The following is an 11830-nucleotide window of genomic DNA, read 5'->3' as shown; positions in this document are numbered from 1 at the left end:
TCAGATCACCCCCTCGGCGGCCAGGCCGTCGACCTCGTCCGCGGACAGGCCGAGCAGTTCCTTGTAGACGTCGTAGTTGTGCTCACCGTAGGTCGGCGCGGCCCGCCCCACCGGGCCCCCGATGTATTGCGGGTTGTCGCTCAGCGACACCGAGGGCGCCGCGACCGGCCAGCGACCGAAGTCGGTCGCCTCCAGTTCGGTGAGCCAGTTCAGCGAACGCAACTGCGGATCGCGTTCGACCCGATCCTCGGCGGTCTGCACGACGCCGGCGGCGATCCCGATGTCCTGCAGGCGCGTCATCAGACCGTACCGTTCGCATTCCGCGGTCCACGATCCGATCAGCGCATCGAGGCCCGCCCGGTTGCGTTGCCGTGCTTCGGATGTCGCGAACTCGGTCCGCTCGAGCCATTCGGGATGACCGGCCTCCTTGGCCAGCTTCTCCCATTCGTCCTGTCCCGCACAGGTGATCGCGATCCACCTGTCGTCGCCCGTGCACCGATAGATGCCCTCGGGGGCCGCGGTCGAATAGGGCGACCGGTTGCCGGCGCGTTCGTAGACCCGGCCGTTGACGCTGTGGTCGAGCAGGGGCACCGCGCCGAGGAACAGGCCGACCTCGCACTGCGAGGCATCGATCCACTGCCCTTCGCCGGTCATCTCGCGGTGATAGACCGCGGTGAGCAACGCGAGCGCGAAACTGTAAGCGCCGTACCAGTCCAGATACGAATAGCCCCAGCCGGCGGGCGGGAACGGATCCGGCAGGCCGCTCATCTCGGAGATGCCCGAGAACGCCTGTGCCACAGGGCCGACGGTCCTGAACCGTCCGTAGACACCCTTGCTGCCCATCCCGGACTGCTTGGCGTAGATGATCTTCGGATTGATCTCGCGCAGCACGTCGTAGCCCAGGCCCCACGCCTCCATCACGCCCGGCGAGAAGCCCTCGGCGACGATGCTCGATTCGGCGACCATGCGCTTGGCGAGTCTGAGACCCTCGGGGTGCTTGACGTTGAGCGAGATACCGCGCTTGCCAGGGTTTTTGTTGTTGTACTGGGCGCCGACCGGACCGCCCTGGTCGGCGGGCCAGCGCGAGGGCACCGGTTCGGTCGCCCGTTCGCGCGCCTCCCGTCCGCCGACCGGGGCGCCGCCGCGGCGCGGGTCCAGGTTCTTGTGCCATTCGACCTTGATGACGTCGGCGCCGAGTGCGGCCAGGAATCGGGTGGCCCCCGCGGAGGCGAGCATCCAGGTGAAGTCGAGCACTCGAACCCCTTGCAGCGCAAAGGGAAGACCGTGCGGCGAGAGTCGCTCTTGCTGGGCCCCCGGCAGATACAGCGGCTTCGCGGGCGTGCGCGGCGCGATCTCGAGAATCGAGCGCCGATCCTCGTCGAGCAACGGCGCGCGGCGGCCGGTGACCCAGTTCGAGCCCTGGGTCACCCATTTGCTCGTCGGGTAGCGGAAGGACTTGCCGAGTTCGGGGTGTTCGACATCGGTGTAGGTCTCGCGCTCGAGCCAGTGCTCGTCCTGCGCGCTCTCGTGCGGTTTGCGCACCGGAACCCACATCAGCCCGGCCTGCTGGGCCTGGCGCCACGGCACGGAGTCGAACAGGTACCGCCGCATGGTCTGCTCGACCACGTCCATATTGCTGGCCGCGCCGCCCTCCATACCGGGCAGCACCCGCGAATCCTTCTCGGTCTCCTCGCTGCCGTCGCTGATGGTGCCGCCGACACCCCACTCGTCCAGGAATGGGCCGAGCAGCTTGGCATTTCGGGTCATGGCCAGGTACCAGCGGCCGTCCTTGGTGCTGAAGATGGTGCGATGACGCGAGACGTTCGGCGCCGAATGGCGGCAGGTCTGGCGGTTGAACGGGGTGCGCAGCGCGACCCACGACATCAGGTCGCCCTCGGTGTTCTTGGCCACCGCCTCGTGGATCGCGCACGACAGGTGCTGCCCGCGGCCGGTGCGGTTGCGGGCGCTCAGCGCGGCCACGAGCGTGAACGCCAGCTGCTCGCCCGCGATGGCATACGAATGGCCCAGTTGCGGTGCGATCGGCGGTGTGTCGTAGACCAGCTTGGGGTCCGGGTCGTAGCCGTTGTTCATCACCACGCCGCCGAGCGCGAGATGCACCAGGTCCGAAGCCTTCAGATGGGCCTGCGGCCCGGTCTCGCCGAACGGGGTGATCCGGCCGTAGATCAGCCGCTCGTGGCGGGCGCGCAGCTCGGCGCTGCCCAGGCCGAGATCGTCGAGAGAGCCCAGCGGCGTCGAATCCAGCACGATGTCGGCGGCCGCGACGAGACGTTCGTACTCACCCCGGTCCTCCGCGGTGTCGAGATCGAGAACTATCGACTGCTTGCCCCGGTTGTACGCCCAGAAATGCAGCGACCGTTCGGGGTCGGGCTCGTCGTTCACGAAAGGCCCGAGGCCGCGTGTCGCGCTGCCGCCCGGCGGTTCCACCTTGATCACTTCGGCGCCGAGCCCGGCCAGCACCAAACCGCAGTATTCGCCTTGCTGATCACCGACTTCGATGACCCGGACCCCGGCGAGCGATCCACCGTGTCCGTTCGCTGTTGATGAGGTCATGCTCTTCCTCCGTGATGGGTCTGGGACATGTCAGGCCGCCTCCTGCCAGCCGAGCCATGTCGCGATGGCCTCCCCGAGGACCAGATCCCTTTCGGGAGCGGTCAACTCGGGGGTGTGGTGCACGAACACGTCCACCAGTTGCTCGTAGGGCACCGGTAACCGGGACAGATCCGAACCCCAGAAGACCCGTTCAGCGCCGAACGCCTCGACCAACCGGTAGACGGCCGACGTAATGGACGGGAATGGATAGGACTCCCGGACGAAACACGGTAGTGCCGAGGCTTTTACCGCGATCCCGGGGTGGGCGGCCAGCGCGAGCAGCGGTTCGATCGCCTCCACCAGCGGCCGCCGGTCGTCCTCGACGGCGGCGTGGTCGACCGCGATCCGCAGCCCGGGGTACGTGCGGGCCAACTGCTCGTAGAGGTCGTAGCGGCCGGGTGCGTAGATACTGAGCGGAACATCGAATTTTTCTGCGGCGGTGAAGAATCCGCTCGACGTCGCGCGTTCCAGCGTGCCCGCGACGTCACCACGGTTGAGCGACATCCGAATGGCCAGCCGGCCGGGCACATCTCGCCAGTGCGCCAGCTGCTCGACCGCCGCGGGGTCGTCGGTCGCGAAACGGCAGATCGCCCCGAACCGCGCGGGTTCGGCCGCCGCGGCCGCCAGCACGTAGTCGTTGCGCGAGCCCTCCCAGGTGGGCGCCAGCAGCAGCGCGCCGCTCACGCCCGCGCGCGTCATCGACTCGCTGACCTCCGGGACCTCGAGCGGCACCGCACGCTGCGGCGCGATCGCGTCCGCGGGCCAGGGGCGTTCGGGCGTCGACGCCTTCCAGACATGGATCTGGGCGTCGATCACACGCGAAACCGGATGTGCCGCCATCAGCGCGACCGTTCCCGGGGCTTAGAGGTCTCCAGCGGGTACGCGTCGAAGTCGTTCATCTCCAGCTCGGCGTACTGCGCCTCGTGCTGGGCCCGGGTGAACGGCCAGATGACCGGGACGCCGACGGTCTGGCTGTACCAGTTCTTGCCCTCGGAGTACGTGGTGCCCGGAAGTGCGTCCAGCACTGTTTGCAGGAAGGCGTCGGTGGCCTTGCGCGTCGGCGCGTAGCCGCGCTTCGTACGGGCGATCACGTCGAAAAGCCGCATCAGATAACCGACTTCGTGAGCGAGCGTGGTCGGGATCGAGATGGAGTTGACCGGAGCGAACGGCCCGCACAGCAGGAAGAAGTTCGGGAATTCCGGCACACCGATCGCCCGGAACGCCGCGACGCCCTCGCGCCACGCCTCGTCGAGCGTGCGGCCCTCGGGCCCGACGACGTTCATCGGACGCATGTAGGCGTGCGCGTCGAATCCCGTGGCCCAGACGATCACGTCCAGTTCGTGCAGGGTTCCGGTGTCATCCACGATCCCCGTGGGCTCGACCCGCTGGATCCCGCCGAAGATCGGGTGCACGTTCGGCTGCTGCGCCACGCGGTAGTAGTCCGGGGTCTTGGCGATGCGCTTGACGCCCAGGGGCTCGGTCGGCGTGAACTTGGCGCGCAACTCGGGGTCGGAGATCTCGTCGTGCAGCATCTTCAGGAAGCGCTGCTTCATCTCCTCGCGGTCGGGCCCCGGAACCAGACGCCATGTCTCGTTGCCGTCGGTCCGCACACGCACCGCCGCCATCCGCGCGTCGTACCGGGCCGCCAGCCGCGGTATCCGCATCTGGATCCGCTCCCACAGCGAATACGGCGGGTTGTCCTTGACCTGCATCCATTGCGGCGTCCGGATGAAGTGCGTGACCTCGTTGCCGAGCTTGCCCAGCGCCGAGGTGATCTGTACCCCACTGGATCCCGTGCCGACGACCCCGTACCGCAGCGAACGATCGGACAGGTCGATCGTGTGATCCCACTGCGAGGAGTGAAAGGAGCGCCCGCCGAAGGTTTCCGCGCCCGGCACCTTCGGAATCGAAGGCATCCGCAGGAATCCGGAGGCCGCGACGACGATGTCGAACGTCGCGGTCGACCCGTCGGCGAGGGTGACCTGCCAGGCGCCGTCCTCCCACACCGCCGCGACGACCTCGGCGCCGAAACGGATGTGCGGCAACAGGTCCTGGTTCCGTGCGAAGCCCTGAAGGTAGGTCCGGACCTCGGAGCCCGGTGCGTAACGCTTGGTCCAGTGGAAGCTGCGCGCGAACGGGAATTCGTAGTTGCGGGTCAGCACGTCGACGTGCAGCCCCGGGTAGGTGTTGGTGTCCCAGGTGCCGCCCGCGGCGGCACGCTTCTCGTAGATCGTGAAATCGAGGCCGGCCTGCTTCAGGTGGTAGCCCAGGAACAGTCCCGACATCCCGGCACCGATGACTCCCACCCGCAATGGCTGCTTCATACCCACGTCTCCGTTCCGCGCCCCCGACGTTGCGACGTGCGCACATCGTTGCGACAAACACCAAAACAATGAACTAAGATAGTTATATCATAGTAGTAAACACAATTACATTCCACGGGCGGCCGGTCAGAGCCGCCCGTCCCATACCCGGCGTCGGTAGCCGTCGGGATCGGTGACCGTCACACTGTCGATATCGATCCGGCACACCCGGCGACCGTCGTCGTAGACCGGCCAGCCGGGATCGCCCTCGGTCACGAACCGCACCCACGTCGAGTGGACGGTGTCGGCCAGCGACTGCGGCGCGCCCCGGCCTCGTAGCCCCTCCCCCCACGGATCCGCGAGGGTATCGAAGACGAAGGGGATCTCGAGGGTGTGGCAGGCGCCGAGCCGACCGCCGAATGTTTCCGGCTGCCAGGCGAATTCATACACATGCGCGGGAGTTCCGGCCGCGTGCCGCGCCTCGGCGTAGCGCATCGAGGGCACCCGGCAGAACCAGTCGGACTGGATCGCGACGAACAGTTCGGCGGGGTCCGCATCCGGCAGCTGCTCGCGGTAGGCGGAGATGACGGCCCCGGCGTCGACACCGAGTCGCGCGACCGTGCCGTGCAGAGCCTCGTCGGTCAGGGTGTCCACGAGGCCGGTCGGCGCGCAGAACAGGCCGTACTCCTGCGCGTTCCACCCGAGCATCAGGTCCACCTCGCTGCCGGCACCGGCGCGAGCGGCCTCGACCGGATGCTGCGGCAGGGTGTCGCCATCGATGACCGGTTGCAGCACCAGACGGGTAAAGGGCGCGAATCGAGGATCCTTACCGGCACTGAGCCGGGAGATCACCGCGTTGGTGGCCTGATGGAGAGCCTCGACCGGCACTGTCTCCAAGGACTCCGCCGTCGGCTCGAGACCCAGTTCGACCCCCAACTCCCGGGTGACGATCGAGGCGACCTCCGCGGTGTGGACGTGATGACCGTCCCCACTCTGCGAGATAGCCCGGCGGATCAGGCCCGCACTGCGCGGCATGGCCAGCAGCGTCAGCACGCTCATGGCGCCGGCGGATTCACCGGCGACGGTGACGCGGCCGGGATCGCCGCCGAACGCGGCGATGTTGTCCCGTATCCAAGTAAGCGCGGCGAGCTGATCGAGCAGACCACGATTGGCGACCCGATCGGGCAGCAGCAGGAAGCCCTCGACGGCAAGGCGGTAGTTGATGGTGACCACCACGACGCCGTCGCGGGCGAACGCGGCGCCGTCGAAGGCGGTGGTCGAGCCGGCCCCGGTCACGAAGCCACCGCCGTGGATCCACACCAGCACCGGACGGCTGCCCGCGGTGTCCGGAGTCCAGATGTTGAGGTTGAGCCCGTCGAATCCGGGGCGGACCGGGTCCGGAAGCAACGCGTCGATCACCGCCGAACGCTGAGGCGGCGCCGATACGGTCGGCCCGTAGGCCGTCGCGTCGCGCACCCCCTCGTGCGGCGGGGGAGGTTCCGGGGCGGCGAAGCGAAGCGCGCCGACCGGTGCGTCCGCATAGGGGATCCCCTTGAAGGTGAGCACATCGCCTACCCGCGCACCGCGGAATGTCCCCTGCGGGATCGTCACCTCCATGCCATCCTCCAGCCAATCTTGTCATTGTTGTCATGGGCACGATTGACACGGCGGCGCCGGGGGGCGGCGCGCAGTCCTATCTATCGTCTAATTGTGTAGCTTTGCTACTATGACACAATAGCGAAAGGGAGGCATGACGCAATGGCGTTGTCCGACAAAGAACGACTCGAGCTCCTGACCGCGCCCGGAGCGGCATTCCCGCTGCGGGACCACACGGTGGACGGACATACGTACCAGGTCTTCGACCGCGAACCTCGGACGCTGCGAAATGCCTTCGCGGAGATGAGAACCCACGGAAGCGCCCGGGCGATCGGCTACCGCGACGAGTACTGGTCCTACGACGACATGTGGTCGGAGATGACGGCGCTGGCCCATGCGCTGCGGGATCGGCACGGGATCGCCAAGGGTGATCGAGTCGGCATCGCCATGCGCAATTATCCCGAGTTCGTCATGATCTTCGGGGCGGTTCAGCTCCTGGGCGCGGTCGCGGTGCCGTTCAACGCCTGGCTCAAGGGCAACGAACTGGCCGAACTGGTCCTCGAGTCCGCCCCCCGGGTGCTGTTCGCCGATCAGGAACGCGCCGAACTCGCGCGCCGCCTGGAATTCGCCGGCGGCGCGACGAGTACGACGCTGGTCGGCGTGCGGTCCCCGGCCGCCGACGGCGTCGTCGCCTACGCCGACCTGCTCACCGATCGGCGCCCGGCGCAGCAGTCCGACGCACCCGAGGTCGAGGTCTCGCCCGAGGACATCTCGACCATCCTGTTCACCTCCGGCACCACCGGACGCCCGAAGGCGGCCGCGCACAGCCACCTCAACCATTCGGCCTCGCTGCTGAACAAGCTGATTCGCGCGGTGAAGCTCGACGTTCCCGCCGACGGCGGCGCGGTGCGCGTCTCCCCCGCACCGCATTCCTGCAAGCTGGTGACGTTCCCGTTCTTCCACATCGCGGGGATCAACACCATGTACAACAGCCTCTACGCGGGCCACACGTTGATCCTGATGTACAAGTGGGACGCGCCCGAAGCGGTCCGCCTGGTCGAGCAGGAGAAGGTCAACGAGATCTCCGGGCCACCCTTCGTCGTGCAGACCTTCCTGACCGCGGCACGCGAGGGCGGCAAGGACCTCAGCTCCCTGCGCACCCTGGGCATGGGCGGCGCGGCGGCCCCGCTCGGCGTGATCGCCGAGGCCCGGGAGGTGCTGGGGCCCAACATCCTTCCGCGCACCGGATACGGGATGACCGAAACGACCTCGGGCGTCGTCGCGATCTCCGGCGTCGACTTCGAGCGCCGCCCGACCAGCGTCGGCCGCACGCTCCCCACCGCCGAGATCGGCATCATGGGCGCCGACGGCGCGCTGCTGGGCATCGGCGAGGAAGGCGAGGTCGCGTTCCGCGGCCCGCAGGTCATCCGGGGATACGCGGGGATAGCCGACAGTCCCGACTTCCGCGACGGATGGTTCTTCACCGGCGATATCGGCCGCATCGACGAGGACGGGTTCATCTACCTGGTGGGTCGGGTCAAGGACATCGTGATCCGCGGCGGGGAGAACATCAACTGCTCGGAGGTCGAGGCCTGCCTGTCGAGTCATCCGCACGTGATCGAGGCCGCGACCCTGGGCGCACCGCATCCGACACTCGGCGAGGAACTCGTCGCCATCGTCCACGTGCACGCCGGCGGCGCGGTCGAGGCCGAGGAGTTGCGCGCGTACGCCGCCGAGCGGCTGGCGAAGTTCAAGGTCCCGGCGCGCATCGCGATCGTGCACGAATTCCTGCCGCGCACGGCCAGCGGCAAGGTCATCAAGCGCGAACTGATCGGCGAACTCGGCCTCGACTGGCTGCTCGAGCCCGAAGCCGCCTGACGCATGACGCGGACCGAATACCACCACGTTTCCATTGATTATCGAGGAGTTCCCAGATGACCGCTACCGAGACCGCGACGACCGCGACGGAGAAGACGACCTTCGACGTCCTGGTGATCGGCGCCGGAATTTCCGGTATGTATCAGCTGCACCTGCTGCGTGAGGAGGGGCTCTCGGTCCGCGTCCTCGAGGCAGGCAGCGACGTCGGCGGAACCTGGCATTGGAACCGCTACCCCGGCGCCCGCTTGGACTCCGAGTCGTACAGCTATCAGTACGCGTTCGCGACCGACATGCTCGAAGATTGGGATTGGAGCGAACTTTTCGCGGGTCAGCCGGAGCTCGAACGCTATTACCAGACGGTCGCCGACCGTTACGACCTGCGTCGCGATATCGAGTTCGACACACGCGTCACCGCAATGGCTTTCGATGAGCAGGCGAACACCTGGACCGTGACGACCGACACCGGCAAGACCTTCGTCGCGCCACTGGTCATCACCTGCACCGGTGTGCTGTCCGCGCCGATCTACCCGCACATTCCCGGCATCGACCGGTTCAAGGGCGAGCGGTACCACACCGCGCTGTGGCCGGCGGAAACCGTGACCCTCGAGAACAAGAAGGTCATCGTCATCGGCACCGGGGCCACCGGAATTCAGGCCATCACCGAGGTCGCCAAGACCGCCGGGCATCTGACCGTTTTCCAGCGCACCGCGAACTGGGCTGTGCCGCTGCGCAATCAGGCGATGACGCCCGAGCGGATGGCCGAAATCCGGGCCGGATACCCCGACATGTTCGAGAATCTGCAGCACACCTTCAGCGGATTCCTGCACGACTGGGATCCGGTGCCGACGACCGCGTACACCCCCGAGGAACTCCAGGAGCGCTTCCAGCAGGCGTGGAACGGGCCCGGGTTCGCCAAGTGGATGGGGCTGCCCAACGATATCGCCAGCAGCGCCGAGGCCAACCAGAAGTGGTGTGACTTCCTGGTCGAGCGGATCCGCGAGCGGGTCACCGACCCGGCCACGGCCGCGCTCCTCACGCCGAACGACCACTACTTCGGCACCAAGCGGGTGCCCTGCGAGAGCGGGTACTACGAGGTCTTCAACCAGGACAACGTGGATCTGATCTCGCTGAAGCAGAATCCCATCCTGGAGATCACCGAAACCGGCGTGCGCACCGAGACCGGTGACATCGACGCGGATGTGATCATCTTCGCCACCGGCTTCGAGGCCTTCAGCGGTGCGCTCAAACGGATCGACATCACCGGCGTCGGCGGAATCACCCTCGAGCAGGCGTGGTCGGACGGTCCGGTCACCTATCTGGGTGTCCAGGTCGCCGGCTTCCCCAACCTGTTCATCATGGGCGGCCCGCACGGCAAGGGCGGCCACGGCAACGGCCCGCGCTGCGCGGAGAAGGTCCAGGAGTGGATGACCGATTTCGCGAAGCACATCTTCGACGAGTCCATCGTGCGCGTGGAGGCCGACCCGGCGGCCCAGCGTGAATGGTCCGACGAGGTGCAGGAGCGCGCGATGAAAGGTCTGATGGCACAGACCAAGTCGGCGTTCTTCGGCGACAATCTCGCCGACGACGATCCGGCCAAGCCGCGCAAGCGTACCTATCTCGCCTACGTCGGCGCGCTGGACGAGTACGTGGACCGGCTCAAGAACCTGACCAAGAACGGCTACCCGGGCTTCGTGATCACCTCCTAGGCGATCGCGCCCCCGAACGATCAACGGGTTGCCACGTCCAGGACGTGGCAACCCGTTGGTCTATCTACTCCCGAGCGAAACTCACCGCGCCCGTGCGCCTTCCAGGATCAGATCGGCGGCGATCCAGGCGAGCGCCATCGTGGGGGCGACGCTGTTGCCCGAGGGCTCCCAGCGCAGCACCGACGCGTCCACGACCCGCAGACCGGACGTTCCGCGCACGCGCAGCTCGCCGTCCACCACGTCGGTGTCGGACGGTCCCATCGCGCAGCTGCCCAGCGTGTGATACCCGGAGTTGCCGCGGTTGAGCCCGTACGACAGGATCTGCTCGTCGGTCGAGACCTCGGGTCCGGGTTCGATTTCCGCGGATACATAGTTCGAATACGGTGCGCTGGAGGTGATCTCGCGAACCTTGCGGACGATGTTGATCAGCAGCGCCCGATCATGCTCGGTGGCAAGGAAATTCGGCACGATCTTCGGCGCGTCGGACAGGGACTTACCGGTGATGTGGATGGATCCCTCGCTGGTGGGACGCAGACCGAGCGCGACCAGGCGCGCGCCCGGCTCCTTGTCGACCACGAGCCGACCGCTCATCGGGTTCACCGCGGTCGTCGAGATCGGTGTGAAGAACCCCTGGGTATCGGGGCGATCCGACGCCGGATCGGACGCGAAGATCGCGCTCAGGCCGAAGCCGCCGTGCGCGATGAGACCCTGGCGGGTGAACAGATATTTGAAGCCCGTCCACATCTGCCGGATCGTGCTGGAGGCCTGCGCGTTGTAACCGCGCACGCCGTGGAGTCTGTACTGGAACAGGATGCCCCGGTGTTCACGCATCCCCTCGCCCACCCGCGGGCTGTCCACCACGACCGGAATGCCCAGGCTCTTCAGCAGTTCGGCCTGCCCGACGCCGGAGCGCTCCAGCAGCATCGGCGATTCGAAGGCTCCGCCCGCCAGGATCACCTCGCGACGCGCCTTGTAGGTGACCGGGGTCGCGCCGTCCCGCAGCGCGGAGACGCCGACGGCCCGGGTGCCGTCGAACAGGATCCGATCGACCTCCGTGTGCAACGCCACAGTCAGATTGCGCCGCCGGCGCGCGGGCCACACCAGCGCGCGGGACGCGCTCACCCGCAGGCCGTGCCAGATGCTCGAGGCGACATACGACACACGGTTGTTGTCGCTGCCGTTCATATCGTCCTCGAACTCGATGCCGTTCTTCACCATCGATTCGATCAGCAGGTCGGAGGCCTCCTCGCGCGGGCGCACGATGGAGATGCCGATCGGTCCCTTGTCACCGCGGAAATAGGTCCCGCCGAGCTCGTGACGCTCCAGGCCGCGGTACGCGGCGCAGAATCGCTCCCAGTTCCAGCCGGTGAGGCCGATCTGCTCGTACCGGTCGTAGTCGGGCGCCCAGCCCCGGTTCCAGACCATGCCGTTGATGGTGGTCGAGCCGCCCAGGACGCGGCCACGGTGCCAGACCTCGTGCGCGCCGTCGCCGTATTTCTCGGTCTCGTAGTCCTTGGCATACTTCTTGTTGTTGAGCGTGAAGTAGAAGCCCTTGGGCACCAGATGGATCGGCGCCGAGTCGGATCCGCCCGCCTCGATCAGCAGAACCGACACCCCGCGGTCGGCGCTCAATCGGTAGGCCAGCACGGATCCGGCCGCCCCGCCGCCGACGACGATGTAATCGAACTCGGTTCTATTATCAGGTTTCACGAAGCACCTTTTCCTGTTCATACTATG

The 11830-nt window shown here is 67.1% G+C and carries 7 protein-coding genes; 2 read left to right on the top strand and 5 right to left on the bottom strand.

The window, feature by feature from the left end; all coding sequences use genetic code 11:
- The 4 genes from JZ791_RS01770 to JZ791_RS01755 all read right to left on the bottom strand — a co-directional run bounded on the left by JZ791_RS01770 (position 1) and on the right by JZ791_RS01755 (position 6530).
- On the bottom strand, positions 1-2571 hold the full coding sequence (locus JZ791_RS01770; RefSeq protein ID WP_216892318.1) for a CaiB/BaiF CoA-transferase family protein: 2571 nt from the start codon (positions 2569-2571) through the stop codon (positions 1-3).
- Positions 2572-2601: 30 nt separating this feature from the next.
- Entirely contained in the window at positions 2602-3450 is an 849-nt protein-coding gene (locus JZ791_RS01765; protein WP_216892317.1) for an amidohydrolase family protein, read from the bottom strand.
- Complete coding sequence (locus JZ791_RS01760; RefSeq protein WP_216892316.1) at positions 3450-4934, bottom strand: flavin-containing monooxygenase; 1485 nt, start codon at positions 4932-4934, stop codon at positions 3450-3452. Before JZ791_RS01760 ends, JZ791_RS01765 begins: the two co-directional genes overlap by 1 nt.
- Before the next feature lie 126 nt (positions 4935-5060).
- Positions 5061-6530 (bottom strand): carboxylesterase/lipase family protein, encoded by a 1470-nt coding sequence (locus JZ791_RS01755; RefSeq protein WP_216892315.1) that lies wholly within the window; start codon positions 6528-6530, stop codon positions 5061-5063.
- A 141-nt stretch (positions 6531-6671) separates the two neighbouring features.
- Here JZ791_RS01755 and JZ791_RS01750 point away from each other — a divergent pair, with 141 nt between their 5' ends.
- The gene (locus JZ791_RS01750) at positions 6672-8387 is read left to right on the top strand and encodes a class I adenylate-forming enzyme family protein (RefSeq protein ID WP_216892314.1); all 1716 of its coding nucleotides are present in this window, start codon (positions 6672-6674) and stop codon (positions 8385-8387) included.
- 56 nt (positions 8388-8443) lie between these two features.
- Positions 8444-10093 carry a flavin-containing monooxygenase gene (locus tag JZ791_RS01745; RefSeq protein WP_216892313.1) on the top strand — a complete coding sequence of 550 codons (1650 nt, stop codon included), beginning with the start codon at positions 8444-8446 and terminating at the stop codon, positions 10091-10093.
- Positions 10094-10174: 81 nt separating this feature from the next.
- Here the strand turns inward: JZ791_RS01745 and JZ791_RS01740 are convergent, their stop codons facing one another.
- The gene (locus JZ791_RS01740) at positions 10175-11803 is read right to left on the bottom strand and encodes a GMC family oxidoreductase (RefSeq protein WP_216892312.1); all 1629 of its coding nucleotides are present in this window, start codon (positions 11801-11803) and stop codon (positions 10175-10177) included.
- Between the last annotated feature and the right edge of the window lie 27 nt (positions 11804-11830).

This window comes from Nocardia alni (assembly GCF_019038435.1).
In the GTDB taxonomy this organism is placed as follows: Bacteria; Actinomycetota; Actinomycetes; order Mycobacteriales; family Mycobacteriaceae; genus Nocardia; species Nocardia alni.
The sequence above is the reverse complement of the archived record's forward strand: the minus strand, read 5'-3'. Positions and strand labels throughout refer to the sequence as shown.